Origin of the sequence: uncultured Lamprocystis sp., from assembly GCF_903933125.1 — a bacterium.
GTDB lineage: Bacteria > Pseudomonadota > Gammaproteobacteria > Chromatiales > Chromatiaceae > Thiodictyon.
The window spans coordinates 1-26948 of sequence record NZ_CAIZIZ010000346.1 but is presented as its reverse complement, the minus strand read 5'-3'; the positions used below and the strand labels follow the sequence as shown (position 1 = coordinate 26948).

The following is a 26948-nucleotide window of genomic DNA, read 5'->3' as shown; positions in this document are numbered from 1 at the left end:
CGTTCCGGCTGGGGTGCGCGTCTGACCTGGGTAACGCGGCCGTAGGCGATTTCCGGAACACCGGATACGACCCACCATCGGATGTAGGTGCGACTGCAGTCGCACCGACTCGGACGCGGGTGCGACTGAAGTCGCACCTACATCCGATGGTGGGTCGTATCCGGTGTTCCGGAAATCGCCTAAGGCCGCGTTACCCAGGTCAGACGCGCACCCCAGCCGGAACGCTGTAGCTGTCCAGCACATTGATGTAGTTGGCACGCTCGAACTGCGCCGGATTGGGGACCGCCAACGCGCTGACCCGACCGCGGAAATCGGCGACCGACTCGAAGCCTTGCTCCGCCATCCAGTGCTCGATGCCCGCCAGGATGGGCGCGACATGGGCCGGTCCCTTCTCCAGCAGGACACTGCACAGGTGCACCACGTCGGCGCCGGCGAGCAGCAGCTTGATGGCGTCCTCGGCGTTGTGGACACCGCCGGTGGCGCCCAGTGACAGGCCGTCGATCCGCCCGTAAAGGATGGCGATCCAGCGCATCGCCAGTTGGATCTCGGCCGAGGTGGAGGGTCTCAGGGTTGATTGCAGCCGCAGCCCGTCGATGTCGATATCCGGCTGATAGAAGCGATTGAACAGGGCCACGCCGTTGGCACCGGCCGCCGCCAGTTGGGTGACCAGGTTGCCGACCGAGCTGAAGGTCGGTGACAGCTTCATGTTGATCGGGATCTGGATATGGCCGCGCAAGGCGCGCAGCAGTTCCAGATAGCGCCCCTCGACCTCGGCGCCGGTCAGTTTGATGTCTCCCGCGACATAATAGACATTGAGTTCCAGCGCGTCCGCCCCGGCCTGCTGCAGGTCGGCCGCGTGCTTGATCCAGCCGCCGGGGGTCACGCCGTTGAGGCTGGCGATGACCGGGATCGACAGGGACTCTTTGAGTCGGCGAACGGTATCCAGATACTGGTCCAGGGCGCTGGCGAAATCGTCTTGGGCCGGCATGAAGCCGCCGCCGGCCTCGGCGAAGCCGGTTTCCTGATGGTGCAGGAAACGCACCATGGTTTCCGTATCCGCGGTGATCGCTTCTTCGAACAGGGACGCCATGATGATGGCCGCGGCCCCGCTGTCTTCCAGCCGCCGTGCCATGCCGATGCTGCGGGTGAGTGGTGAGGCGGAGGGCACGAGGGGGTTTTTCAGCTTGAGGCCCAGATAGTCGGTCGTGAGATCCATGGGGGACTCCGTCGGTGATTCGTGAATGCTTGTTGGTCTGATCAGCCATGCGGGGGCGGGTGCGGACGATCCGCGCCCGCCCCTCGCAATTACTTCGCCGCCGGTGCCGGTGCAGCGACCGGTGCGGGCGTCGGTGCCTTCTTGACCGCCAGGTGGGCCAACTGCTCATACATTTCGAAGCGCGTCTGCACATGCTGCTGGGCGAGTTGCAGATAGCGCTCGGCATCGTCGGGGTGGGTGCGGGTCAGCACGCTGAAGCGGGTCTCGCTGGACACGAACTCGCGGTAGGGGATGCTCGGCGCCTTGGAGTCGATCAGCAAGGGATTCTCACCCTGGGCGGCGCGCCGCGGATCGTAGCGGAACAGTCCCCAGTGTCCCGAATTTACGGCCAGGTCCTGCTGCCGCAGGTTGTGCGACAGGTCCACCCCGTGGGCGATACAGGGCGCGTAGCAGATGATCACCGAGGGACCGTCATAGGACTCGGCCTCCAGGAAGGCGCGCACGGTCTGCACATCCTTGGCACCGAAGGCGACCGAGGCGACATAGACGTTCTCATAGGCCATGGCCATCATCGCCAGGTCTTTCTTGAAGCTCGCTTTGCCGCTGGCGGCGAACTTGGCAACCGCGCCCATCGGCGTGGACTTGGAGCGTTGACCGCCAGTATTGGAGTAGACCTCGGTGTCGAGAATCAGCAGGTTGACGTTGCGCCCGCTGGAGAGCACATGGTCGACGCCGCCGTAGCCGATGTCGTAGGCCCAGCCGTCGCCGCCGATGATCCAGACGCTGCGCTTGACCAACTGGCCGCAGATGCTTTCCAAGGTCCGTGCCTCCATGCCCGTCATGCCCTTGAGCTTTTCCCGCAGCGCCGCGACCCGCTCGCGTTGCTCGAAGATCCCGGCCTCGGTGGTCTGATCGGCAGTCAACAACCCTTGAACCAGACCCTCGCCGATCTGGCTTGAAAGCCGGGTGATCAATTCGCGGGCATGGACAGTCTGCTTGTCGACGCCCAGGCGAATCCCCAGGCCGAACTCGGCATTGTCCTCGAACAACGAGTTGTTCCAGCTCGGGCCGCGTCCCTCGGCATTGGTGGTGTAAGGCGTGGTCGGCAGGTTACCGCCATAGATGGACGAGCAGCCGGTGGCGTTGGCGATCAGCATGCGATCCCCGAACAACTGGGTCGCGAGCTTGATGTAAGGCGTCTCGCCGCAACCCACGCAGGCCCCGGAGAACTCGAACAGCGGCTGCATCAGCATCGCATGCTTGATCTTGCTGGGTTCGAGTTGCGTACGGTCGAAATCGGGCAGGCTCAGGAAAAAGTCCCAATGGGGCTGTTCTGCCGCATGAAGTTCGGCCGCCTCAACCATGTTCAGGGCCTTGTGGTTGGGGTCCTTGCGGTCGCGGATGGGGCAGACCTCGGCGCACAGACCGCAGCCGGTGCAGTCGTCCGGGGCGATCTGGTAGCTGATGGAATGGCCGGCGGGGAAGTCCTTGCCTTTCATCGGAGCGTGCCGGAACCCCGCGGGGGCCTGGCTCAGCAACTCGGACGGATAGACCTTGGAGCGGATGGCCGCATGCGGGCAAACCAGCGGACACTTGCCGCACTGGGTGCAGAGCGCTTCGTCCCATTGCGGGAGTTGCAGCGCGAGGTTGCGTTTCTCGAAACGGGTGGTCCCGGTAGGCCAGGTGCCGTCGACCGGCATCAGGCTGACCGGCAGTGCGTTGCCATGACCGGCGAGCAGGACCGAGGTGACCCGCCGCACGAAGTCCGGAGCATCGGCCGGCACCACGGGCGGGCGGTCGAAAGTACTGCTGACCTGACTCGGGACCTTGACCTGATGCAGTCCGGCCAGCGCGGCATCAATCGCCTCGTAGTTGCGGTCCAGCAGGGCCTGGCCCTTCTTGCCGTAGGTCTTTTTGACAGCCGTCTTGATGTGTTCGATCGCCTCATCCTTGGGCAGGATGCCGGAGATGGCGAAGAAGGCGTTCTGCATGATCGTATTGATGCGTCGGCCCATGCCGGTCTCGCCGGCGATCCCATAGGCGTCGATGACATAGAAGGTGATCTCCTTATCGATCATCGCCTGTTGCAGCTTGCGCGGCAGATCGTTCCAGACCTGATCCGCCGGGGTCGCCGAATTCAACAGGAAGACACCGCCCTTGCGCGCCTTTTCGAGCAGATCGTAACGGGTGACGAAGTTCGGTTGATGGCAGGCGACGAACTTGGCTTCGTCCATGCCGACCAGGTAGGTGCTCGAGATCGGTTTGGGGCCGAAGCGCAGGTGACTGATGGTGACCGCACCGGCCTTCTTGGAGTCGTACTCGAAGTAGCCCTGCCCGTAGTTGGGGGTCTCTTCGGCGATGATCTTGATGGAGTTTTTGTTCGCCGATACGGTGCCGTCCGAGCCGAGGCCGTAGAACACGCAGGCGGTGACGCCGGCGGCCGCGTCCGGCCGGAAGCTCGGATCCCAGGGCAGGCTGGAATGGGTCAGGTCATCGATGATGCCGACCGTGAAGTGATTGCGGGGACGTTCGAGCGCCAGTTCGTCGAACACGCCCTTGACCATGGCCGGGGTGAACTCCTTGGAGGAGAGGCCGTAGCGCCCGCCGACCACGATCGGCATGGTCGCGCGCCGGCCGTCGGAAAAGGCCTGGGCCAGCGCCGTTACCACGTCTTTGTACATGGGTTCGCCGTCGGCGCCGGGTTCCTTGGCGCGGTCGAGCACGCCGACGCGGGTTGCGGTTGCGGGCAGGGCGGCGAGCAGGCGGTCGGCGTCCATGGGTCGGAACAGACGGACCTTGATCAGACCGACACGCTCGCCGTGGGCGACCAGATGGTCCACCGTCTCTTCGGCGGCGCCGATGCTCGATCCCATCAGCAGGATGACACGCTCGGCATCCGGGGCGCCGACATATTCGAACAACCCGTACTGGCGGCCGGTCAGTTCCGCGAAACGGTCCATGAGGCGCTGCACGATCCCCGGCAGCGCCTGATAGTGCAGGTTGACCGACTCGCGTCCCTGGAAGCAGACGTCCGGGTTCTGCGCGGTGCCGCGCAGGATCGGCCGGTCGGGATTCAGCGCGCGGGCGCGGCAGGCCGCCACCAGGTCGTCATCGATCATGGCACGGACCACGTCGACCGGAACCCGATCGATCTTCGCGACCTCATGAGACGTGCGGAAGCCGTCGAAGAAATGCACGAAAGGTATCCGTGATTCCAGCGTTGCCGCGTGGGCGATCAGGGCGAAGTCCATGACCTCCTGCACCGAGGCCGAGCAGAGCATCGCGAAGCCGGTGGACCGGACGGCCATCACGTCCTGGTGGTCGCCGAAAATCGACAGGCCCTGGGCCGCGAGTGCCCGGGCGGCCACATGCAGCACCACCGGCGAGAGCTCGCCGGCGATCTTGTACATGTTCGGGATCATCAGCAGCAGACCCTGGGAGCAGGTGAAGGTCGTCGCCAGCGAACCCGACTGCAGGGCCCCGTGGATGGCGCCGGCGGCGCCAGCCTCACTCTGCATCTCCATGATTTCAGGGATAGTACCCCAGAGGTTTGTGACGCCCTGGGAGGACCATTCATCCGACCACTCGCCCATGCTGGAGGACGGAGTGATGGGGTAGATGGCGATGACCTCACTGGTCATATGGGCGATGTAGGCCGCTGCTTCGTTGCCGTCGAGGGTGACCATAGGCTGTTGGGGCATCGATCTGTCTCGGGTGGTAAGTGGAATTATGCCGGCGACGCGGCTGCGCCGTGACGCTCGCGTTTGACCTGACGAACGCGTTCAGCCGCCATTGGCCGCTCGTTACAGCGAAAAACAGCGGGTCGGAGGCTCGTGGTTGAAAACGACGGCGCGCAGCCCAAACGACCGGCGCGCACCCTCGGGCGCGCGCGTAGTCTAGCGCAGGTCGCTGCCTGGCGTCATAGTAGATATTGCAACAGTCGATGATGGAACCACAGGCCCCGGCAAGCTGAAGCAGTCGTCCGCCTGTCGAGGCGGCGGGGCGCAGATGGCCCCGGGCCGGGTGCGAGGTGCGATTGGAAGGGATGTGGTTTGTTTGGACAGGTCTTTAGGTAGGATGGGCAGAGCGAGAGCGATGCCCATCCTACGCGCGTCTGCGACCACATCACTTTGGACCGCACCCCCCCGGACACCTGTCACTGGGGCGCGGATCAAGCCGACAGCACGGTCAGGAACTCGCGGGCTCGCCCTTCCCGTCGTCGGCCTTCATGCGGGCCTTCGCGGCCTTCGGGTCCGCCGTGAGCGGGCGATAAATCTCAACCCGGTCGCCCTCTTCCAGTTTGGTATCCAGTGCGGTCACCTTGCCGAAGACGCCCACCTTCTGTTGGGTCAGGTCAATCTCGGGAAACTGCGCGAGAATGCCCGAGCGATCGATCGCCTCCCGAATGCTGCTGCCCTCGGGGACCTCGACCGTCAGCCAGGCCTGGCGTTTCAGCAGGGCGTAGGCAATTCCGATTTTCATTGCCGTATCCTCACACGCTATGAGCACCGGCCATCTGGATCCCCTTGCCCGCGCGAATGTCGAGCATGCGTTTGCCCACGACAATCAGGCCGGTGACCAGGAACCCGCCGGGCGGCAGGATAAACATCAAGATGCCCATGTCGGCCGGCATGACACGCATCTCCACAAACTTGAACGCGGGTCCCAGCAGCAGCGAGGCGTCGGCGAACAGGGTGCCGGAACCCAGGATTTCGCGTATCGCGCCGATCAGGGTGAGCGCCAGGGTGAAACCCAGCCCCATGAAGATACCATCCATCAGCGAGGGGAGGACCGGTTCGCGCGAGGCGAATGACTCGAGCCGCGCCAATGGCAGGCAGTTGGAGACGATCAAGGGAATGAAGAGCCCCAGCACCTTGTACAGTTCGTGCATGTAGGCATTCATCGCCAGGTCCACGAAAGTGACGTTGGCCGCCACGATCAGGATGTAAACAGGGATGCGGACTTCGCGGGTGATGTAGTTGCGGAACGCCGCCACCATCAGGTTGGAAGCGGCCATCACCACGGCGGTGGCCAGCCCCATGCCCAGTCCGTTGGTAGCCGTGGCGGTCATGGCCATGGTCGGGCACATCCCGAGCAGCATGACGAGAACGCCGTTGTTTTCCCACAGGCCGTCGCGGACGATCCGGCCGTAACCAGGCGTGGCCATCAGTTCACCTCCAAGAGTTGCGCCTCGTGGGCGGCATAGAAATCGAGCCCGGAGCGAATGGCGGCGACCGTCCCGCGGGGGGTGATGGTGGCCCCAGTGAACTGATCGAAGCGGCCGCCGTCTTTTTTCACCGCCCATTTCGCGGTCGGTGGATCACCCAGGGACAGACCGGCGAACTGCAGGATCCAATCGCCCTTCTTCACCTCGATCTTATCACCCAGTCCGGGGGTCTCCTTGTGGCTCAGCACCCGCACGCCCAGGATGCGGCCCTCGGCATCGACGCCGAGCATGAATTTCATCTTGCCGGCATAGCCGGAGCCAAACACCTCGAAGGCGACGCCGGTGACGCGGCCGCCTTTGAGTGCCCGGTAGACAGTCAGCTCCCGGCCGGCGTCGTCCTGCATCTGAATGGTATCGACCACCGGGTTGTTGTCGTGGATCGCGGTCGGGATCACCTGTCCGAGTGAGTTTTGCCGGTCTTCCATGGCGCGGGCCGCGATGGCGTCGCGAGTGACCCACTCGGTGAGCGCGAGCGCAAGCCCGAAGCCGAGACAAAAGAGCCCCAAGATAACGCCATGGATCAGTGTGCCCTGTTTCATCGCTGTCCCTCGACCGGCAAGGGCTCGCCCTTGCGGGTTCGGCCGAACATCCGCGGGCGGGTATACTGATCGATGATGGGGGTGAGCGAATTCATCAGCAGGACAGCAAAGGCCATGCCCTCGGGATAACCGGCAAAGGTGCGAATGGTCCAGGTCAGCAATCCGACGCCGAAACCGAATACCAGTTGACCCTTTTGGGTGACCGGGGAGGTCACATAGTCGGTGGCGATGAAGAAGGCCCCGAGAATGGCCGATCCGGACAGGATATGAAAGAATCCGGGAGCGAAACGGGTCGGATCGAAGGCGTTGAACAGGGTGCCCATAAAGAACAGGGTTCCGATCATCATCACCGGGATGTGCCAGGTGATGACGCGTCGCCACAGCAGGAAGATGCCGCCGAGCAGGATCAGGCCCGCGGAGGTCTCACCTAAACTGCCCGGTTTGAAGCCGGTGGCCAGGTCCATCAGATCGGGAGCATAGGTCAGGACGCTGCTGCGTCCGTACTCCTGCAGCGACTCGGAGACCGGTACGCCGCGCGAGAGTTCGGTCTTCACATAGCCGAGTGCGGTGGCGGCGGTCACGCCGTCGGGGGTCTCCCCGGCGAAGGTGATGGTCATGGCCTCGTGCAGCGTGGGTGAACCGGTCGTAAACAAGGGGTGGGGTGCGACCCAGGCGGTCATGACGACCGGAAAGGACACCAGCAAGGCGACCCGTGCGACCATGGCCGGGTTGAACAGATTCTGCCCCAGACCGCCGAAGGCGTGCTTGGCGAGCGGAATGGCAAACATGGCACCCAGGACACCGATCCACCAGGGAGCCCAGGGCGGCAGGGTCATGGCCAACAGCCAACCGGTGAGGATTGCCGAACCGTCCGACAGGGTTGCCGAGACCGGCTTTCCGGCCAGGACCAGGCAGGCCGCCTCGGCGACCACGCAGGCACCGACGGTGACGGCAAACAGCAGAATGGCCGGCCAACCGAATAAGTACAGATTGAACAGGGTCGCGGGCAGTAACGCCAGCAGCACCATGAACATGGTCCGCTGGACGGTATTCGCGGTGTGGGCAAAGGGCCCGCTGCGGGTCGGTGACTCGCCAATCATGCCCCAACCTCTTCGGTGGCAGCCACTACCTTGGGTTTGCGAGCCAGGTTGGCGGCGCGCTGCGCGGCGATGCGTTCGACCCGTGCGGCGCGCGCTTCGACCAGGGTCTTGGTGCGTTCGCTCTTGCGGCGTTCGCGTTCCTGGGCGTTCAAAGCCCCTTTCGCATAGTTGAAATAATGGACGAGCGGGATATGCGAGGGACAGACCCAGGAGCAACTGCCGCAGGACACGCAGTCCATGAGGCCGAGCCGCGCGGCCCCGTCCAGGTCGTCGTGACGGATATGGGCGGCGATTTCAACCGGCACCAGACCGCAGGCACAGATGGCGACGCAGGAACCGCAGCGGACGCAGGGGTCGGCGCGTCGGTCGTTGATCTCCTCGGCGGTGAGCGCGAGGATGCCCGAGGTGCTCTTGACGACCGGGACATCGGTGCCGGGCAACAGGGCGCCCATCATGGGTCCGCCTTGGACCAACCGCTCGGGGCGCTGCGCGAAACCGCCGCAGAACGCGATCAGGTCGGATACCGTGGCGCCGATGGGCGCCTCGACATTCTTGGGCGTGCGCATCGCCTGCCCACTGACGGTCACCACGCGCGCCACCAGCGGGCGGCCATGGCGCACCGCATGGTGAACCGCACGGGCCGTGGCGACGTTGTGCACCACCACCCCGAGGTCCGCGGTGAGCTTGCGCGCGGGGGTCTCCCGGCCGGTGATCGCCAGGGTCAGGTGACGTTCGGACCCCATCGGGTATTTTGCCGGGACCGCGACCACTTCCAGATGGGGGTGGGCCTGCGCGGCGGCGGTCATGATCGCCAGCGCCTGCGGCTTATTCTCCTCGATCGCCACCACGATCTTCGGCGCATTCAGGGCGTGGGCCATGATGCGGGCACCGTCGATCACTTCGTCCGCGTGTTCGCGCATGACCCGGTCATCGCAGGTCAGGTAGGGCTCGCACTCAGCGCCATTGATCAACAGCGTCTCGATGCGGTGACGGATCCCCAGATTCAGCTTGACCGCGGAGGGGAAGCCGGCGCCGCCCATGCCCACGATGCCGCACTCGGCGACCCGCGCCTCGATCGTCTGGGCGTCGACCGCGAAGGGATCGGTGATCGGTTCGGCCAGCGCGCCCCAGGCGTCGGCGCCGTCGGGTTCGATCACGATCGTCGGCTGGTGCAGGCCCGATGGATGCGGGGCGGAGATCTCGGTGACTGCCGCCACGCGTCCGGAGGTTGGGGCATGCTGATTCACCGACACCGGACCCTGACGGCGCGCGATGACCTGGCCTTTGCTGACCAGATCGCCTTCACTGACCAACACCTCGGCCGGTACACCGATGTGTTGCTGCAAGGGGATATAGAGCCGACTCGGCAGCGGCAGCGCCTCAATGGCACAGTCGCCGGTCAACTCCTTGCGGTATTCCGGATGGATACCGCCACGGATCGGGAACAGCTTCATTCGCTTCTCCAGAATCGGTACGTTCAGGCCGGTGTCATGCCGGTTTCAACGGGTGAACGGCGGGACAGGCTCAGGTCCGTTGCAGCGGGCTTGGGCCAGTGCCAGGTGGCCAGGGTGTCGGGTATCTCGATCATCCGGATGCCATTGGTCGGGCAGACCGCGGCGCACTTGCCGCAGCCGTGGCAGACCTCGCTGACCACCGTGTGCATTAACTTGTTGGCGCCCACGATCCCGTCAACCGAGCATTCTTTGAGACAGCGGGTACAGCCGATACACAACTCTTCGACAATCTGGGCATAGGCAGGGACGCGTTTCGTGTGGGCCGAGAGATCGACCCGCACCCCCAGACGCTTGGCCAACTGCTCCGCGACTGCCTTGCCGCCCGGTGGGCACAGGGTCACCGCCGCCTCGCCGCGCGCGAGGGCCGCGGCCGCCTGAGCGCATCCGACAAAGCCGCATTGTCCGCACTGCGAGCCGGGCAGCAGCGCCTGGAGTTCCGCTTCCAGCGGGTTCTCCTCCACGGCGAGCAGTCGCCCCGCGATCCCCAATAAGCCACCCAGACCAAGGCCGAGGGCCGTGAGACTACCGACAGCGAGTAACATGATGCGCTAGACCTCAGTTGGTGTTGATGCCGGAAAAACCCAGGAATGCCAGGGCCAGAAGGCTGGCGACGATGAAGCCGATCGGCGGGCCGGCGAACAAGCGCGGCACCTCGGACAGGGCGAGGCGTTCGCGCAGTCCGGCGAAGATCACCATGACCAAGCTGTAGCCGAGCGAGGACGCGAAGGCGAACAGTGTTGCCGCGATGAAACTCAGTTTGGTCTCGACCATGATCAGCGCGACACCGAGCACGGCGCAGTTGGTGGTGATGAGCGGCAGATAGATGCCGAGCATCTGGAACAGTGGCGGGGAGATCTTGCGGACCGTCATTTCAGTGAACTGGACGGCCCCGGCGATCACCAGGATGAAAGTGACGGTGCGCAGGTAGCCCAGTTCGTAGGGCTCCAGCAGATAGCCCTCGATCGCCCAGTTGCCCATCGACGAGACGGTGATCACGAAGGTGGTGGCGAGCCCCATCCCGATTGCGGTATCTACGCGCGTGGTAACCCCCATGAAGGAACACAGGCCCAGGAAGCGCGCCAGGATCACATTGTTGACCAAGGCCGCGCCGACCATCAAAAGGACGTATTCCTGCATCTCTTATAACCCCTGGGGTCTAATCGTTGGGTCCAGTCGCCAGCTGCGCGGTGGTCGGGCAGGTCTCGTTTAAACCGGCCCGCCGCAGAAAGCGCGGTGCGAGTTGTCCACGGGCACTCAAGGTCTGCCCGCCCCGGCGGACGGCAATCAAACCGACACCGAGTGCTGCTACCATGCTGATCATGGTGATGCCGTCGCTGCCGGCGAGCCACTGTGCCACGCCGCCGGCGCCGAACATGAAGACCAGCGGCAGCGCATAGGCGATACCCGACGCCTTGAGCAGGGCGCGCTCGCTGACACCGACCACCACGCGCTCGCCGATGACGAGTCGCGGTGCATCGGGGAGGGGAAAGCGGCGTCGTGCGAGTTGATTGGCCGCCGTCCCGAACCCTTTCGCGCCGCACAATCCCGACGCCGCGCAGCCGCCGCAACTGGTCGTCTGTTCGGGTTCGAGCCAGGGCACGCCGTCCTCGATCGCCACCACCCGCGCCGTCCCTTCGACCAGGGTGGCCTGGCCTGTCGCGGTTGCATCGTCCTCGCTGTCTCTGTCCACTGAATCGACCTCTGAGGTTAAGGCCACGCTCCGGGAGCGGCGGCCGTGGACCGCAAGCAAGCCCACGGGGAACCGGGGGCGCCTGGTCAGGCACGACGTCACCGCGGCCATGGAAGCCATCGTCTTTGGATACAGCGACGAGTCGGCGCCGGTTAGAATGTCAGCGGTATGGGGAGTGGACCCGGCGGGCTGAGCAGCCCGGATTGCCGGGCGTCCACGGTTGCTGCGGCGCACAAACCTAATTTACGCCGACCCCCGAGGAAGATGCAAGATCCTGATGAAGCGTCGGACGCTTGCAGAACGCTGAGGCGACGGTCGTGGATCGCACGGGCGGCGGCAGCCAACGGACACCGCATGATGCGCACCCAGGTATTCAAGTATATAAATCAGGGTTTTTTGTCGGGATCCGAAGGCCCGGAATAACATAAGAATTTTCTACTTTTCTGATTGTCGGTTCGTGAACGTAACGGTAGCAGCGCGCGTCATGGGTCCAATGATATTGCCCGCCAGCATTCCCAACTCAACGCGCACCAAGAAAGTTGAAAATATCAATCTTTTAAATTGTATTTATCCGGCTAAGTCATCTCCACGCAGTTGAAATCCTGCGCTAACTATCGCACGCTCGACATTGGTGAGCCACGGGTTTATCGTCATGCTCGGCCGACTCCACTGCTGCCCTGACCCAATCGGAGCGACCCGATCGGAGCCAATCGCCCATCCGCCGGAGCCACGATGAAACCTGTCGCGATCCTTACTCTTGGGTTCTGTGTGTTGCTGCCGTTCGTCTGCCTGGCGGCGGTGGACGCGGATTCCCGCGGTTCGGCTGGAAAGTCCCCGGAGCCCACGGCGGACCCGCCCGCCGCCAAAGCGCCCGTGCCCCGAGCGCCCTTGCCGAGAGCCCCCGGTGGTGCCAAACCGAGTCGCGACCAGGTCGGTGCCATGATCGATGCGGTGGCTGATGAGTTCGGCGTGGAGCGGCAGTTGGTGCGGGCGGTGGTCGCCGCCGAATCCAACTTCAATGCCCATGCGGTCTCACCGGTCGGCGCCGTGGGGCTGATGCAGGTGATGCCCGCGACGGCTGGCGACTACGGCGTCAAGTCGCACGAAGCCTTGTTCGACCCCAAGACCAACCTCAAGACCGGAACCCGTCATCTTAAGCGGCTGCTCAAGAAGTATCAGGGCGACTACGGGCGGGTGATCATGGCCTACAACGCCGGTGAGGGTGTGGTGGACCGTACCAACAGCAATGTGACCTACCAGGAGACCCTCAACTACACTGAGGCGGTGATCAAACACTACCGCCGTCAGGGCGGGAGCGCATCGACCCAGGGTGCTTTGTCCAAGGTCCACGCACTGCGCGGGATGCGCAACAAGGGGCAGGCGCGACGCTTATTGAAGCGGTATCTGGACCCCTCGCTGCTGTCGCTGAAGGTCAAGCCGACCTTAAGTCTGCGCTCGCTCAACCCGGCTCTACACAAGGTTGGTCCGGAAAGTCGCCCCATGTTCGAGCTGGATGTGGAGGCGATGCCCTGAGGCGTGCTGGACGAATGCGGGAAAACCCTGCAACATCGTCACAGTTTCCTCGCACCTGGAGCCCGCCCGTGGCCGTCGATCCGCTCGCCGTCGTAGAAGCCTTTTTTGCCGCCCGGGAGTGCTTCGACTTCGAGCGGGCGCGCGGTTTCCTGGCCGACCAGGGGTTCAGCTTCCGCAGCCCCATCCTGTGCTGCGACTGCGCCGATCATCTGATCCAATATTCTGCCCACTCAAGCGGCATCATCCAGTCGACGCAGGTCCGCAAAGTGTTTGTGGACGGGCCCGATGTCTGTCACTTCCTCACCTACCGTATCCAGATCTCGGAGAAACAGGCGGTGGACGTCGCCCATTGGGCGCACGTTGAGCATGGCCGTATCCAACGCATCGAGGCCCTGTTCGATGCCTCGCTCTATCGCGAGCTCTTCCCGAGCGGCGAGACCAAGGCGCCTTGACGGTTCATCGGCCGCCATCGATCCACTGAGCGAGGGTGCCGTGCAGTTCGGCCAGTTTGACCGGTTTGGGGATGTAGTCGTCCATGCCGGCGTCCAGGCATTGCGCGCGATCACCGGACATGGCATTGGCCGTCATGGCGATCACCGGCATCCTGGGCCTGCCGTCCTGCTGTTCGCGGATGCGCAGTTCACGGGTCGCGGCGAAGCCGTCGAGGACCGGCATCTGGACGTCCATCAGCACCGCGTCGTAGTGACCGGCGGCAAGCAGGTCCAGGGCCTGGGCGCCGTTATCCGCCACCGTGACGGTCAATCCCAGCTTACGCAACATGCCGCAGGCGACTTTCTGATTGATCGGGTTATCCTCTGCCAGCAGCACCAGGCCGGTGAGCTGCCGCATGGTCGTCTCGGCAGTTGTCGCCACGGCAGGTTCCGGTGTGCGGCCGTGGACGAGTTGGAACAGGGCATCGCGCAGCAGGGACAAGCGTACCGGCTTACCGAGCGACAGATCGACCCCGGGGGCGTCCTTGGGGGCTGGTTGACCCGCGGAGCTCAGCAGTACGAGACGAATGGGCGCGATCAGTGGGTCCGCCCGGATCGTGCGGGCCAGATCCAGACCGTCCATGTCCGGCATCTGCATGTCCAGGATGGCGACCTCGCAGGGTTGACCGCGCGCCGTTGCCGCGCGCAGGTGCGTCAAGGCCTCCGCGGCCCGGCTGACGCAGTCGTAGTGCACGCCCCAGCCGCGCAAGTAGTGTCCCAGAATCTCCAGGTTGGTCGGGTGGTCGTCCACCGCGAGTATACGCCGACCATCCAGCCCGTCTGCCTGTGGCGGCTCACCCGTGTCGGACTGGGGGGTGAAGGGGATACGAACCAGGAAACGCGAGCCCTCACCAAGCGTGCTTTGCAATTCCAGGGTACCGCCCATCAGCTCCACCAGGTTTTTGCTGATGGTGAGCCCGAGTCCGGATCCGCCGAAGCGGCGGGTGGTGGAGCCGTCCGCCTGAACGAATGGGCTGAAGAGCCGCCCTTGCTGTTCCGGCGAGATACCGATGCCCGTGTCGCTGATCGCGAAGCACAGGGCCAGCCTGGTCGGTTCGCGTTCGCGCTCACTCACGTGCAGCAGCACCTCTCCCTGTGGGGTGAACTTGACTGCATTACCCAACATATTGGTCAGGATCTGCCGTAGGCGCGTCGGATCCCCGATGACCCGACTGCGAACGCTGGGCTCGACGAAGCAGGCAATCTCGATGTGCCGACTTTGCGCGCTGGCACTGAACAGCGCGGCCACGTCCTCCGCCAGCAGGCGCACATCGAACGGGATGGATTCCAGGTCGAGTTTACCGGCCTCGATCTTGGAGAAGTCCAGGATGTCATTGATGACGGTCAGCAGACCCTCGGCCGAGTTGCGGGCGATTTCGACATAGCCGCGCTGGATCGTGCTGAGGTCGGTTTGCGCGAGCATCTCGAGCATTCCCAGGACGCCATTCATGGGGGTGCGGATCTCATGGCTCATGTTGGCCACGAACTGGCTCTTGGCCTGACTGGCGGACTCCGCCCCTTCTTTGGCCTGGACCAGGGCCGCGGCGACGGCACGCCGCTCCTGCACCTCGCGCTCCAATTCCCGGTTGAGGTTACCGATGCGCTCTTGTTCGCGGGTCAGGCTGGCCACCAGGTCGAGGTTGGCGCGGCCCAGTTCCAATGAGCGCCGCAGGGTGTCGTGATAGCGACGGGCGTTGATCCACATGAACAGCCCGAACAGGGTCACGATGATCAAGAATGTATAGGCGAGTTGATCACCCAGGATCGCCATGCGGATGCCGAAGGGGACCAGCGCGGCGAGCAAATAGGCGCGGTAGGCCAGCAGGTGAGGGCTCAGTGTCGGGATGGCTCCGGCCGCCATGCCGGAAATCACGAACCCCAGGAACACCTGATAGGCGAGTTCGTCACGCGGCAGGAGCACGACGGACAGACCCCACGCAAGACCGGTGGCGCCGGCCCCCAGGGCGAACCGGTTGGACCAGAATGCCTCGGGGTGCGAATGGGGTGCGCGGTGGAAGCGCGCCAGCAGCAAGGCGCGTGCTGCCAGGATCAACACGAGCGAACCGAACCAGGTCCAAGCCGCCGGCGCACTGCCGACCAGGCTCATGGCGGCCGCCACCAGCAGGCCATTGACCGCGGTGACGGCAAGCCCCGGCGGCGCCTGGGTGTAGAGCATCCGTGTCAGATCAGCCTGGATCTGCCGTTCGTGCTCCTGGCCTCCGGCGGGGGCTGGTGATCGGGGAACTGGCGCGTGCGGCTCTGGCATGTGGCATCCTGGCATCTGGGCGTGCAATATCCGGATCAGTTGGGCCCCGTCTCGGCGACGCCCTCGCTCAAGACCTGCTCCTGCAACGCATGCAGGGCGATGATGAAACCGTCACGGGCGGCAATGATGTCCGCGATGGCCGCCTCAGTCGATCGGCCCTGCGCGCTGGCCTTGGTCAGGGTGCGTCCCAGATCATGAATGCCGTGATGCAGCGGTTCGAGTCGGCGGAACTCCGGCAGTGTCCCATAGAGACGGCGCCCTTCAGCATGGTACCAACGGCCGAACCCGCACCACTTCTCCTCCATGGTTGGCGGCGTTTTGTTGGGGTTTGAGCCAAGTGCCTGGATCAGGCTCGCCACCCAATCGCGGTGTTCGGACTCCATGGCCAACAGGTTCAGGATTGGCTCCGACCACTCGAAATCCGCGGTGATGCGCCACAACGCGGGGAAGCGGTAGCGGCTCACCCAGTCCGGGAACTGCGCGGCCGGCATGGGTTCCGCGATGCCGTAGCCCTGGGCGCGGTCACAGCCCAAGCGCAACAGCATCAAGCCGTGGGCGGCGGACTCCACCCCCTCCGCGATGACCTCCCGCCGGAAGGCGTGGGCCAGCCCGACCACTCCCTCGACAATGTTGCGGTCGTCCGGGGAGCGGAGCATGTCGCGTACGAACATCTGATCGATCTTGAGGACCTGGGCCGGCAGACGCCTGAAATAGGTCAACGAGGAGTATCCGGTTCCGAAATCGTCGAGGGCGAAGCGCACCCCGAGTTTGGCGCAATGCTGCATGACTCGTGCGACCGCCTCCAGATCGCCCAATGCCTCGGACTCCAGAATCTCCAGCGACAGGACACCCGTTGCGAGTCCGGGGTGGACATGCAATTGCTCATCCAGGTTGTGGATGAAGTCATTATGCTGGATCGAGTGGGCCGAGATGTTGAGGCTCAGTTCCAGGTCGAGTCCATGGTCATGCCAGGTCTGGAGTTGATTCAGACCCTCCTGCAGCACCCACCAGTCGAGCCGTTGCTGATACTCGGTCCCGGCGAGCAGCGGGATAAAAACCCCCGGGGGCAACAGACCCTTCTGCGGATGCTGCCAGCGCACCAGACCCTCGGCGCCGATGACGTTGCCGAGGCGCATGTCCACCTTGGGTTGGTAGTAGAGCACCAGCTCGCCGTCGTCGATCGCCGCACCGATGCGCTCCAATTGGGAGAGGCGGTCGTGGAGGCGGCGGTCGCGCAGCGGGTCGAAGAAGCGGTAGCGATTGCGCCCGCGCTGCTTCGCCCGATACATGGCGTGGTCGGCGTGGCGCAACAAGGTGTCGGCATCATTGGCGTCCCGCGGGAAGAGGGTGATGCCGGCGCTGGCCGTCACGCGTAGTTCCTGGTCCCCGACGACGTGGGGCTGCGCTAAGGCCGTGATCAGACGGTCGAGCAAGTTGGCGCATTCCAGCGGATTCTCGAATCCGCCCAGCAGCAGGACAAACTCATCCCCGCCGAGGCGTGCCACGGTGTCGCTTTCGCGAATCTGGTCGCGCAGTCGGGCGGCAACCGCGACCAGTATCTGGTCGCCGACCACCTCGCCGCAAGCGTCGTTGATCGCCTTGAAACCATCCAGATCGAGGGAGCAGACAGCCAATTCGGTGGCGCTGTCCAGCGCCACGCCCATGGCCTCGCGCATGCGCTCGGCCAACAACCGGCGATTGGGCAGGCCGGTGAGGGTGTCGTAGCGCGCGGCCTCCTCCAGGCGTTGCCGGCCTTCGATCAGTTCTTGCTGGACTTTACGCCGCTCCAACGCGACACCGATCAAATCCGCCAGCAGGCGCAGGACGCGGATTTCGGGGTCCTGCCAGGTTCGCGGTGCGCCTTCGACTTCCACGACGACGCAGCCGGCCAGCCGGCCGCCGACGCGTAAAGGGACTGCTAGGATCGCGCGTACACCTGTCGCCAACAAGATCTGGCGATCCAGCGCCCAAGGATCCGGCAACAGGTCGACATCACCGATGGCGACGCTCTCCCCATGGCGCAGGGTGTCCATCCAGCGCGGCAGACTGGTCAGCGGTACAGGGTCGGCAGTGACCCGACGCTCCGCGACATTCATCGCGCACCACTCATGGGTGGCGCTCAACTGCTGGCTATCACTACTGACTTGATAGAGGTAGGCACGCTCCACATCCATGCGTCGGGCGACCGCCCCCAGGACGCGAATCACCACGTGATCCAGGGCTTCGGGCTGGGCGGTCAGCAGGGTGCGCGAGGCCTCGACCAGCACCGTGTCCAGTGCCACCAAATAGGATAAAGAACGTTCGACCGGCTTGCGCTCGGCAACAACCAGGTGGGTGTCGGTGGATTGCAGGCTGTCCTGTGACCGGAGCTGTTCGCTCAAACGGTCCAGTGTGGCGGCCAGGTCGGCGACCGCGCCGATGCCGCCGACCCCTGACACGCGGTCGTATCGACCGGCAGCCAACTGCTCGGCGCAGGCGCGCAAGCGGCGTAGCGGGGCGAGCAGCCACCGGTTCAGCAGCATGAGGCCCAAGGCCAGGGGGCCCAGGATCTGCCAATGATTCCAGGTCAGGGGTGAGGATCCCGCAACGTCAATCTGGTTCGGCCCGTTGAGGTCACCGGGTACGGCCAGTCCCAGCATGAACAGTGTCGCCAGCGCCAGGGACCACCGCCAGCGGCGTGCGCAGGTCGCGCGGTTCACCGCGCAGCCTCCCTTCGGGGCGGGCAAGACGGACCGGAGCAAAGTCGTGGCGGATGCGACGGAGTCATGGTCTTCGAGCCAGGCTGTGCGATTCATTATGACTGGGGAAAGGGCGGCCCGCCCGCTGGTTCCCCGATCGGTCTTATCGTATTACTCACCCAATTGACCGTACCAATCCAATGTCGTCACTCATTGGTCCTACTCATTGGCCCCGGCCGGGACTGGGGAGTATCTGCCGGCCTGCTACCAGCCGACAGGATACACGATTAAATACCTGATTCAAGATGGGGATTAGCGTTTGGCGGTCGTGATCGGTATCAACCCTCAGGCCGCGGGTAGAGGTGCGGTAGTGGGTCGACCGGCAACGCCCGTCCCGCGCCCCCGTGCACCAGTAAGGTCGGCTCCAACGCCCGCCAGGCCGCGGCCCCGTCCCAGGCCGCGCCGCCGGGCGCGTAAACGGCCCGGTCGATATGTTCCAGTATGTCTGCTGTTGCACTACCCGCCAGACCCAGGCGCGTGCCGATGTCACCCAGCCCGCGGGGTGGGTGGTGCGGCCAGCGCGCCAGTCCCCAATCGAGCAGGGCGGCACGGGCGGCCTTGGGATCAGCCGCCGTGCAAGCTTGGCGCAGCCGAGTCCGCGCCGTTGCCTCGCCGCGATGCGGTCTCATTGGGGTCGCCGCGACGCGCCCCGTCCCGCCGCGCCCGGATCGACGCACCAGGGTCCATGATAGGGTCGCGAGCCAGGCGAGCGCGAAAAACAGGGTCAGCCAGGGCCAGGGGACCGTCGTGCTGCTGTCTGAAAGGTCGACGCCCGTGTCATGGGTGGCCAGCGGGGTGTCCGCGGGATCTTGGTCGGGCGCCGACACGGCCGGGCGGTCGGTCGCCGTGGCCCCTGGTGTCGGTTGCGGGGACGCGGGTTCACCCGGTGCCGGTTCCACCTGAACCCGGCGTGCCGGGATCACCGCCACGCGCTCCTGATCCGCCGTCGTGTCCCACCATGGCACACGGATCTCCGGCAAGATGAGCTCACCCGCGCGGGTTGGTACCAGGGCGATCTTGAGGGTCTTGAGTGCGGTCGGGGCGGGTCCCGGCAGGTCTTCGACCTTCGGCGGTTCGGGATAGACCTTGGCACCCTCGGGTGTGCCGGGATCGAGGGTCGGCAACTGGGCCGCGGTGGCGCCGCGGGCGGTGATCACCAGGGTGCGGGTGACGGGCTCGCCGACGCGGAAACGCGGTGGGGCCGGGGTCCACTCCTCCGACAGTTGGACCGACTCGGCGGGCAGCCAGGTTCCGTTGCCGGCGTTGGGTTGGGGGCGGACCTGGACGGTCAGATCCTGCCCCCGCTCGATCACACGGCGGCCGGAACCCATGTCGAAGAGATCCGGCAAGTCCTGGAAGGGCGCGTTGCCGAAGGGATCGTTGAAGTCGGCGAATGGACTGCGGCGCCCCGCGGACCGGCTCTCCGGCAGCAGCGCCTCCAGCCGCGGCGACGCGATGGTGAGTGGGCCGCTGCGCTGCGGTACCACCAGGTAGCGGCGTTCGATGACCGTATAGCGCTGGCCCTGGATGGTTTCGGAGCTGCTTTGATCCTCCCCTTGCCGTTCCAACGTCGCCCCCTCGGCTTCCGGCTCGGACAGAACCGCCCGTCGCGGCTGTTCCCGGTAGAGCACCCGGACCAGATAAACAAAGGACTGCTGCACATAGGGCTTGGTGTTCTCGACCTGCGTGTCCACGAAGATCGGTTTGGATCCAGTGCCCGCGGCGGTCTGATCGGCCGGGACCACCTCCACCGTGACCGGGCTGGTCTGCGTGCCGCCGAGCGAGAGCGGCGGGATTCGGAGCCGGCCGGCGCGCCGCGGGGCCAACTCCAGGGTCCATTCACGGGTCTGGCTGACGGTGCCGTTGCTGATGCTCATCCGCGATCCGGTGCTCTGGTTCAGGATCTCGAAATCCTGGTTCAACGGCGTCAGGTCCGGCTCGCCCCCGAGCCGACCCCCGGCACGCAGCCGCAGGGTCAAGGTCTCATTGGCGCGCACCTGGGTCCGGTCCAATTCCGCGCTGAAGTCGTCCGCCGCTCCGGCAGGCCCGGCCAGAAGCAATAGCATTAATAGTGAAAGCCAGGTCGCGATGGGTCTGTGCATGAGGATTATGACTGAACTTGAAGCATGGAATTCCGGCCGTGCCAATTCGCGGCAAGCGGCCGGCTTGAGTTTGCCGCACGATCTCCGACAACTTTTCACTGACGACTAACCACGAACGACTGAGGCGATACCCAGTAAGAAACCGGCGTCGCGCACTGGAGGTCGAGGCTTTACCGTGAAAGTCGCGCAACGACCCTGTGGGAGCGGCGTCCCGCCGCGGCGGGGCCGGGCGCGTAGCCCTACCGGTCGAGGTCACCGCGGCACCGCATCGCGGCGGGACGCCGCTCCCACGGGGGACATGCATCGTCCGGGGTGGCTGACTCGGACGATCCTTCCCCGGAAAGCACCTAACCTCAGGGTAACCGTCCCTCCCGTCGCAGATGCTGCAGCAGAAAACGCTGCCGCAGCAGACCGGCCGGGTCGTCCGGGACGCGCTGCAACTGGGCCTCCAGGGCCTGCTGTTGCTCGCGCTCCTCCATGCTGAGATCGGCGGCACCGGCCTGGGCTCGGCGCGCGGTCCCAGCCTGCGGCGGGGTGTCCTGCGGTTGACCTGGCGTGGTGCCCGGCTGACGCCCGTCCTGGGTCGATTCCTGAGCCGCGTCGGCCTCGTCCGGAAGCGACACTTCGGGTTCCCCCGCCTGATCCTGAGAACCGAGGTCACCGGCTGTCGGCGGCGCCGGCTCGCCGGTGCGCCCGGCCGCCTGATCGGGCGCGCCCGGCGTTCCCGCGTCCTGACCGCCCGGCGTTTGCCCGGTGTCCGCTGGAGACTTCGCGGTCTCGCCGGGGCGGGCGCTCGACGCGTCGTCTTGCCCGTCGGTGCCCTGGGGTTGTGCCCCGTCCTGTCCGGTACCGGCCTGCTGATCCTGACGTTGATCGGCGTTTGACGCGCCTGCCTGATCGGCAGCGTCCGGCGGCTGATCTCCGTCCTGGGAGCCCTGGTCCGCGCCGTCCGATGGGTCTTTGCCCTCCCCCTGGTCGCCCGGCTCCCCTTGTTGGGGCGATGGGTTTTGCTGCTGTTGGTCCCGCAGTCGCCTGACCTGCTCCAGGTTGGCGCGGGCGTCGGCATGGTCCGGGGCCTGTTCGAGCGCGCGCTCATAGGCGGCGATCGACGCGTCCAACTGACCCAGGCGTGCCAGCGCGTTGCCGCGGTTATAGTCGACCTCGGCCCCCCCGAGGCCGGCGAGGTCGGCGACGGCACCCGTATAGTCGCCGCTGCGATAACGGGCGGCAGCGCGCCAGGCCGGGTCTTCAAAGCGCTGCGCCGCGGCCGTGTCGTCTCCCGCCGCGAAGGCGCGGGCCGCCTGCTGGTCCGGCCGGCGCCACAGGTCGTCCCAGCCGAAGGCCCAGCCGGGGTCGGGCGGCAGCACCAGGGCCAGGGCCATGGCCGGCATCAGCCAGCCGCGCCGGAAGGCCAGCGCGGCGATCGGCAGCAGGGCCAGCAGGAGCCACGGACCCTCCTCGCGCCATTGATCGGCTGTCAGGTTCTGTTGCTCGACCATCGTGCTCATCGGGGCCGATGCCCCCGCAGCGATCAATGTCTGGGTGTCCCGGCCCGCCGGGTCCAACTCCACATAGCGGCCGTTGCCGACCTGTGCCAGGGTCTCCAAGGCCGCGCGGTCGAGTCGTGACAGCGCGATGGCGCCGTTGCCGACAGCGGCGAAGCCCCCGCTCGCATCAGGAACGGGCGCTCCCTGCGTGGTCCCGACCCCGAGGACCGACAGCTGGTGGCCAGCCGCCGCCAAGGCGCGGGCCGCCCCGTTGACCAGGGTGCCCAGTCCGGCTCCGCTCGCCGTGACCCCGTCGCTGATCAGGATGACCTCGCCGCCGCCTGCACCGGCCTGGGCCAAGAGCTCGCCGGCCAGCGCCAGCGCACGCTCCGGGCGGCGCGGACCCGGCACCGGGACCAGATCGGTGGTCAGGCGCGGGACCTGGGCCGCGATGGTCTGGGCGTCGCCGGTCAGCGGTGAGACGATGTAAGGGTCGGGGCCGAACGCGATCAGGGCGACCTGACCCTCGCGGGTGGCGTTGAGCAGGTCCAGGACCGCGAAACGCGCCCGGGCCAGCCGCGAGGGTGCCAGATCCGCGGCGTTCATGCTCGCCGACAGGTCCAGCAGGATCACCCGCTTGGCCCCGGTGGTAAAGACCGGTTGCGGCAGCCGCTCCCAGACCGGTCCGGCCAGCGCCGTCACACCCGCCAACCAGGCCAGCCCGAGTAGGGCGAATGGCAGGCGGCGCGGGCGGGCCTCCGCGCCCACCAGCAAATGCGGCAACAGATGGGCGTCCACCAGGCCCTGCCAGACCGTGGCCGTTTGGCGGCGGCGCCACAGTCCAATGATCAGGGCGGCGAGGGGGATCAGGGCAAGGAACCACAGTGGCCGCAGAAAATGCAGATCAACCGGCATTGCGCACCCCCAGGCCCGGCAGGGCGATCAGGAGACTCAGGAGCAGCGCCGCCGCCGCCGGCCAGACGAACAGCGACTCCCGCGGCCGGTAGGTGCGCTCGTCGCGGCGGCTTGGCTCCAGCCGATCCAGTTCGTTGTAAACGGCCTCCAGTTCCGCGCGGCTGGTGGCGGAGAAGAAGCGGCCGCCGGTGAGTGCGGCGATGCGTTTGAGCGTTTCCGGATCGACATCGCCCCCCTGGCGCATCAGCCGCATCCCCAGGGGGGTGCGGATGCCGATCTCGCCGCCGCCGATGCCGATGGTATAGATGCGCACGCCCGCCTCCTGGGCCAGCCGCGCGGCGGCCAGCGGTTCCAGTTGCCCCGCCGTGTTGGCCCCGTCGGTAAGCAGGATCAGCACCCGATTGTCGTCCGGCTGGTCGCGCAGGCGCTTGACCGCGAGCGCAATGGCATCGCCGATGGCCGTCTCCCGGCCGGCCAGCCCGACCACGGCCTCGCGCAGCATGGTGGCGACCGTGCGGCCGTCGAAGGTCAGGGGTGTCTGGACATAGGCGTTGCTGCCGAACAGGATCAGGCCCAGCCGATCCTGGCTGCGGCGCTCGACGAAGCGGGCGGCCACCGCCTTGATGACCGCCAGGCGCGAGACCATCCGGCCGTCCATTTCATAGTCTTCTTGTTCCATGCTGCCCGAGACGTCGACGGCGAGCATCAGATCGCGCCCGGACACCGGCAGATTCACTGGGTCCCCGACCCACTCCGGCCGTGCCGCTGCCAGAACCAAAAGCACCCAGGCCAGGACGGCGGCGATGCGTTGCCACCAGGGGAAACGCCGCGCTGCTCCGGTCGCGACCCCCGGCAACTCGCCATAGAAGGGCACCCGCAGTGCGGCCCCGCGGGCCGCTTGGGCGCGGGGCAGGAGCAAGGCCAGTAGCGGCAGGGGCAAGGCCGCCAGCACCCAGGGCCAAGCGAGCGTGATCATGGCGTCGTCTCCCGCTGGGCGCGGATCCAACGGGCGGCCAGGTCGGCCACCGCGACGGGGTCCAGGTCCGGTTGGGCCGACGGCGCGGCATCACCGGGGGCACGATAGGGGCGATCGGCCAGCACCCGTCCGGAACCCTGGGTGAATCCGTCACCCCCGCCGGTCGTATCGAGGAAGGCGAGCCAGGCGGACCCGGTAAGCCCGGCCACCCGCTCGCGCGGGTAGCGGATCAGCGCCAACCGCCGCAACAGTTGCGAGACCTCCGCCGCAAAGCGGCGCTGATCGCCGCCGCTCTGAAGCGCCTGACTCAGGGCCGCCAGCCGGCTCAGGGCGGCCCGCACCGCGGCGCCCTGGCGCCGCCGACGGCGCCATAGCGCCCAGCCGAGCACGAGTGCAATCATGACGAGCGCGGCGACCAGCCACCACCCGGGGGCCGGCGGCCACCAGGCCACCGGCTCCGGCAGATGCCAGTCGCGCAGCCCGGCCAGCGGGTCGGCCATGGCCGGCGACTGGGCCGTGGGGGCAGGAATGAGGGTCGGGTCGGCCATTGGCAGTAGTGCGTAACGCGGCAGAACAAGTTAAGAATGAAGACAATCGTTGTCGTTGTCGTAATCGCAGAAGCGATGCAATTTGGTCATGAGCAACGCGATCGGCATCAATCGTCGTTCCGGCCGACGCGCACTGTAATCCGGGCGGGGCCTCGTGGGAGCGGCCTCCGGCCGCGACGGGGCCCCGCAAACTGTCGAAGGGTTGCGGGTTACCCCGACCTCGCATCGCGGCCGGAGGCCGCTCCCACCGGGTCGCCGCGCGATGTTCTCGATCATGCTCCGATCGCCGGTCTTCGGGCGGCCGGAATGACGATCAAGGCCCTTGCGTGACCTGGCTTCACTCGCGTCCCAGCGCGGACGAATCTGCCGCCCAGGGTCAGCGCCCGACACCGGCGGCCCCATTCCCGGCCCGTGCCCGCAACCCGCGGGCCAGCGCCGGTCCCACTGGTTCGTCGGTCACCAAGTGCAGCAGATGAGCGCGGTGACGCCGCGCCAACAACTCCAGCGTTTGGGTGCGTGCCGCGTAGCGCTGCTCATAAGATGCGCGGCTGCGCATCCCGGTCAGGTCCAGCACCCCGCGGCGCCGGCCATCGGTCACCGGATAAAGACCCGGCGGCGGCGCCGCCGCTTCCATGGGATCGTGTACCATGATCAGCAGTAATTCACTGCCCGCGGCAAGCTGGGCCAGCCACCGGCCGGACTGCGGGTGCACCCCGGCGAAATCGCTGATCACCGCCACCAGGCTGCCCGGGCGCACCAGCCGCACCAGATGACCGGCCGCGACTTCCAGTGAGTCATACCCCCGATCACCCGCCGTCGGGGGCTCGGTCAGCCGTTCCAGCAAGGGCAGCAGTCCGCTGCCGCGGGCCGCCGGCCGCCGCTCCAAATGGCGGCTTTCGTCGAACACCAGCCCGCCCACCCGGTCCGCGCGGTCCACCGCGGCCCAGCCGAGCAGGGCCGCGGCGCGCGCTGCAAGCACCGACTTGAAGGCGACGCGGGTCCCGAAGCGCATCGCCGGCCCCTGATCCACCAGCAGCCAGACCGGGCGTTCCCGTTCCTCGCGAAACAGTTTCACATGGGGCGTTCCGGCGCGGGCGGTGACGCGCCAGTCCATGTTGCGCGGGTCATCCCCCGGCTGATAGACCCGCGACTCGTCGAACTCCATCCCACGCCCGCGAAAGCGCGACAGATGACCGCCGCTGCGGGTGGCCAGCACCCGTCCGCGCGGGGCCAGATCGAGCCGCCGCGCCTGTTCGCGCAGGGCGATCAACTCGGTGAGCCCGGCGCGGATGCCGGGTTGAGTCTCCGGCGCAGGAGTCGACGCGAGGAAGGACATCGCTCAAGGCGCCGGAACACGCGCCAGCAGCGCGGCGATGAAGTCGTCCGGGTGTTTGCCCTCGGCCTCGGCCTCATAGGACAGCAGCACCCGGTGGCGCAGCACGTCCGGGGCCACGGACTGGAGGTCCTCCGGCGACACATAATCGCGCCCGCCGAGCCAGGCGCGGGCGCGGGAGCACCGATCCAGGGCCAGGGTCGCGCGGGGGCTGGCCCCGAACCGCAGCCAGCCGCCCAGGTCCGCGGCATACTCCAGCGGCCGCCGGGTGGCCATCACCAGATGCACCAGATAGTCCTCCACCTCGGGGGCCATGTAGAGGCCGAAGATCGCGCGGCGGGCGGCGAAGATGCTCGCCTGACTCAGCCGCACCCCGGCTGCCTCGGGCCCCTCGCGCAGCGCCTCGTCGCGGTTTAGGTGCAGGATGGCGCGCTCGGTCTCCCCGTCCGGGTAGTCCACCCGCACATGCATCAGAAAGCGGTCGAGCTGCGCCTCCGGCAACGGGTAGGTTCCCTCCTGTTCGATCGGGTTCTGGGTCGCCATCACCAGGAACAGGCGGGGCAGGGGATAGGTCTCCCGCCCCACGGTGACCTGCCGTTCGCCCATCGCCTCCAGCAGGGCTGACTGAACCTTGGCCGGAGCCCGGTTTACCTCGTCGGCCAGCAGCAGGTTATGGAAGATCGGCCCGCGGTCGAAGCGGAAAGTGCCGTCGTTGGGTCGATAGATTTCGGTACCGGTCAGATCGGCCGGCAGCAGGTCCGGGGTGAACTGGATGCGGTGAAAATCCCCTTCGAGCCCCAGCGCCAACTGTTTGATGGCGGTGGTCTTGGCCAACCCCGGAGCGCCTTCCACCAGCAGGTGCCCATCGGCCAGCAGGGCGATCAGCAGCCGTTCGACCAGATTGGCCTGGCCGAGGATGACCCGGCCGACGCGATCACGCAAGGCGGCGAACTCGGCCGCGAGGGCGTGCGACTGATCGGACTGCGGGTCGGATGGCGGGTCGGATAGGGTCTGATCCAAGGCGATGCTCCTCTGTCGGATGGCCCGGACCGCGGGCCTTCAGGCGTGGATTGTCTGAAATTCGCGGGCGTTTGGATAGGCCGGCGGCTTAACGCTTTATTACAGATGGGTAAGCCATCATGCGCGCTGGGCGTCGCCCACTGGAGGCTCCAGCCGGTGGCGCGCTGACCGCGACAGGGTGGCCTCCGGCTGACGGCCATGGCGCCCGCGCCACCCCGGAACATGAAAGTCCTTTCCAGCTCTGTCGCAACTG

20 protein-coding genes are annotated in these 26948 nt (G+C 66.2%); 2 read left to right on the top strand and 18 right to left on the bottom strand.

Annotated elements, in window-relative coordinates:
- Window positions 1-199: 199 nt before the first annotated feature.
- From QZY03_RS18000 to QZY03_RS17955, 10 genes are all read right to left on the bottom strand, one after another.
- Window positions 200-1216 carry a dihydroorotate dehydrogenase-like protein gene (locus QZY03_RS18000; RefSeq protein WP_295583491.1) on the bottom strand — a complete coding sequence of 339 codons (1017 nt, stop codon included), beginning with the start codon at window positions 1214-1216 and terminating at the stop codon, window positions 200-202.
- Between the two features lie 89 nt (window positions 1217-1305).
- Window positions 1306-4917 carry a pyruvate:ferredoxin (flavodoxin) oxidoreductase gene (nifJ, locus tag QZY03_RS17995; RefSeq protein WP_295583489.1) on the bottom strand — a complete coding sequence of 1204 codons (3612 nt, stop codon included), beginning with the start codon at window positions 4915-4917 and terminating at the stop codon, window positions 1306-1308.
- Window positions 4918-5404: 487 nt separating this feature from the next.
- Window positions 5405-5698 (bottom strand): RnfH family protein, encoded by a 294-nt coding sequence (locus tag QZY03_RS17990; RefSeq protein WP_295583487.1) that lies wholly within the window; start codon window positions 5696-5698, stop codon window positions 5405-5407.
- Window positions 5699-5708: 10 nt separating this feature from the next.
- Entirely contained in the window at window positions 5709-6383 is a 675-nt protein-coding gene (locus tag QZY03_RS17985) for an electron transport complex subunit E (RefSeq protein ID WP_295583486.1), read from the bottom strand.
- Window positions 6383-6982, bottom strand: coding sequence for an electron transport complex subunit RsxG (rsxG, locus tag QZY03_RS17980; protein WP_295583484.1), 600 nt, complete (start codon window positions 6980-6982; stop codon window positions 6383-6385). Before rsxG ends, QZY03_RS17985 begins: the two co-directional genes overlap by 1 nt.
- Window positions 6979-8082: an RnfABCDGE type electron transport complex subunit D gene (locus QZY03_RS17975; RefSeq protein WP_295583483.1), complete on the bottom strand. Its 1104-nt coding sequence runs from the start codon at window positions 8080-8082 to the stop codon at window positions 6979-6981. The genes rsxG and QZY03_RS17975 overlap by 4 nt, the downstream gene beginning before the upstream one ends.
- Complete coding sequence (gene rsxC / locus QZY03_RS17970) at window positions 8079-9536, bottom strand: electron transport complex subunit RsxC (protein WP_295583481.1); 1458 nt, start codon at window positions 9534-9536, stop codon at window positions 8079-8081. Before rsxC ends, QZY03_RS17975 begins: the two co-directional genes overlap by 4 nt.
- A 23-nt stretch (window positions 9537-9559) precedes the next feature.
- On the bottom strand, window positions 9560-10138 hold the full coding sequence (locus QZY03_RS17965) for an RnfABCDGE type electron transport complex subunit B (protein WP_295583479.1): 579 nt from the start codon (window positions 10136-10138) through the stop codon (window positions 9560-9562).
- Window positions 10139-10151: 13 nt separating this feature from the next.
- Window positions 10152-10733 (bottom strand): electron transport complex subunit RsxA, encoded by a 582-nt coding sequence (rsxA, locus tag QZY03_RS17960; RefSeq protein ID WP_295583477.1) that lies wholly within the window; start codon window positions 10731-10733, stop codon window positions 10152-10154.
- A gap of 19 nt (window positions 10734-10752) precedes the next feature.
- A complete protein-coding gene (locus QZY03_RS17955; protein WP_295583476.1) occupies window positions 10753-11286 on the bottom strand; it encodes a SoxR reducing system RseC family protein in 534 nt (177 codons plus the stop codon).
- Window positions 11287-12018: 732 nt separating this feature from the next.
- Between QZY03_RS17955 and QZY03_RS17950 the strand changes: the two genes are divergently transcribed.
- Together QZY03_RS17950 and QZY03_RS17945 are read left to right on the top strand one after the other, a co-directional pair.
- Window positions 12019-12819, top strand: coding sequence for a lytic transglycosylase domain-containing protein (locus tag QZY03_RS17950; protein WP_295583474.1), 801 nt, complete (start codon window positions 12019-12021; stop codon window positions 12817-12819).
- A 68-nt stretch (window positions 12820-12887) separates the two neighbouring features.
- Entirely contained in the window at window positions 12888-13271 is a 384-nt protein-coding gene (locus tag QZY03_RS17945; protein WP_295583472.1) for a hypothetical protein, read from the top strand.
- A 4-nt stretch (window positions 13272-13275) separates the two neighbouring features.
- On the opposite strand, the gene QZY03_RS17940 is transcribed toward QZY03_RS17945, so the two are convergent.
- From QZY03_RS17940 to QZY03_RS17905, 8 genes are all read right to left on the bottom strand, one after another.
- Window positions 13276-15576: a response regulator gene (locus QZY03_RS17940; RefSeq protein ID WP_295583471.1), complete on the bottom strand. Its 2301-nt coding sequence runs from the start codon at window positions 15574-15576 to the stop codon at window positions 13276-13278.
- Between the two features lie 35 nt (window positions 15577-15611).
- Window positions 15612-18275 carry an EAL domain-containing protein gene (locus QZY03_RS17935; RefSeq protein ID WP_295583469.1) on the bottom strand — a complete coding sequence of 888 codons (2664 nt, stop codon included), beginning with the start codon at window positions 18273-18275 and terminating at the stop codon, window positions 15612-15614.
- Window positions 18276-18592: 317 nt separating this feature from the next.
- Window positions 18593-20416, bottom strand: coding sequence for a BatD family protein (locus QZY03_RS17930; RefSeq protein ID WP_295583467.1), 1824 nt, complete (start codon window positions 20414-20416; stop codon window positions 18593-18595).
- Between the two features lie 353 nt (window positions 20417-20769).
- Window positions 20770-22818: a VWA domain-containing protein gene (locus QZY03_RS17925; RefSeq protein ID WP_295583465.1), complete on the bottom strand. Its 2049-nt coding sequence runs from the start codon at window positions 22816-22818 to the stop codon at window positions 20770-20772.
- Window positions 22808-23794, bottom strand: a complete 987-nt coding sequence (locus QZY03_RS17920) for a VWA domain-containing protein (protein ID WP_295583463.1) — start codon at window positions 23792-23794, stop codon at window positions 22808-22810. Before QZY03_RS17920 ends, QZY03_RS17925 begins: the two co-directional genes overlap by 11 nt.
- Entirely contained in the window at window positions 23791-24342 is a 552-nt protein-coding gene (locus QZY03_RS17915) for a DUF4381 domain-containing protein (RefSeq protein WP_295583461.1), read from the bottom strand. The genes QZY03_RS17920 and QZY03_RS17915 overlap by 4 nt, the downstream gene beginning before the upstream one ends.
- 376 nt (window positions 24343-24718) lie before the next feature.
- Window positions 24719-25678, bottom strand: coding sequence for a DUF58 domain-containing protein (locus QZY03_RS17910; protein ID WP_295583459.1), 960 nt, complete (start codon window positions 25676-25678; stop codon window positions 24719-24721).
- A gap of 3 nt (window positions 25679-25681) precedes the next feature.
- A complete protein-coding gene (locus QZY03_RS17905; protein WP_363168858.1) occupies window positions 25682-26617 on the bottom strand; it encodes a MoxR family ATPase in 936 nt (311 codons plus the stop codon).
- Window positions 26618-26948 lie beyond the last annotated feature (331 nt).

Coding starts and splice junctions, on each gene's coding strand:
- QZY03_RS18000 (WP_295583491.1), bottom strand. CDS start 1,216: ATGGATCTCACGACCGACTATCTGGGCCTCAAGCTGAAAAACCCCCTC.
- nifJ (WP_295583489.1), bottom strand. CDS start 4,917: ATGCCCCAACAGCCTATGGTCACCCTCGACGGCAACGAAGCAGCGGCC.
- QZY03_RS17990 (WP_295583487.1), bottom strand. CDS start 5,698: ATGAAAATCGGAATTGCCTACGCCCTGCTGAAACGCCAGGCCTGGCTG.
- QZY03_RS17985 (WP_295583486.1), bottom strand. CDS start 6,383: ATGGCCACGCCTGGTTACGGCCGGATCGTCCGCGACGGCCTGTGGGAA.
- rsxG (WP_295583484.1), bottom strand. CDS start 6,982: ATGAAACAGGGCACACTGATCCATGGCGTTATCTTGGGGCTCTTTTGT.
- QZY03_RS17975 (WP_295583483.1), bottom strand. CDS start 8,082: ATGATTGGCGAGTCACCGACCCGCAGCGGGCCCTTTGCCCACACCGCG.
- rsxC (WP_295583481.1), bottom strand. CDS start 9,536: ATGAAGCTGTTCCCGATCCGTGGCGGTATCCATCCGGAATACCGCAAG.
- QZY03_RS17965 (WP_295583479.1), bottom strand. CDS start 10,138: ATGTTACTCGCTGTCGGTAGTCTCACGGCCCTCGGCCTTGGTCTGGGT.
- rsxA (WP_295583477.1), bottom strand. CDS start 10,733: ATGCAGGAATACGTCCTTTTGATGGTCGGCGCGGCCTTGGTCAACAAT.
- QZY03_RS17950 (WP_295583474.1), top strand. CDS start 12,019: ATGAAACCTGTCGCGATCCTTACTCTTGGGTTCTGTGTGTTGCTGCCG.
- QZY03_RS17940 (WP_295583471.1), bottom strand. CDS start 15,576: ATGCCAGAGCCGCACGCGCCAGTTCCCCGATCACCAGCCCCCGCCGGA.
- QZY03_RS17930 (WP_295583467.1), bottom strand. CDS start 20,416: ATGCACAGACCCATCGCGACCTGGCTTTCACTATTAATGCTATTGCTT.
- QZY03_RS17925 (WP_295583465.1), bottom strand. CDS start 22,818: ATGCCGGTTGATCTGCATTTTCTGCGGCCACTGTGGTTCCTTGCCCTG.
- QZY03_RS17920 (WP_295583463.1), bottom strand. CDS start 23,794: ATGATCACGCTCGCTTGGCCCTGGGTGCTGGCGGCCTTGCCCCTGCCG.
- QZY03_RS17915 (WP_295583461.1), bottom strand. CDS start 24,342: ATGGCCGACCCGACCCTCATTCCTGCCCCCACGGCCCAGTCGCCGGCC.
- QZY03_RS17910 (WP_295583459.1), bottom strand. CDS start 25,678: ATGTCCTTCCTCGCGTCGACTCCTGCGCCGGAGACTCAACCCGGCATC.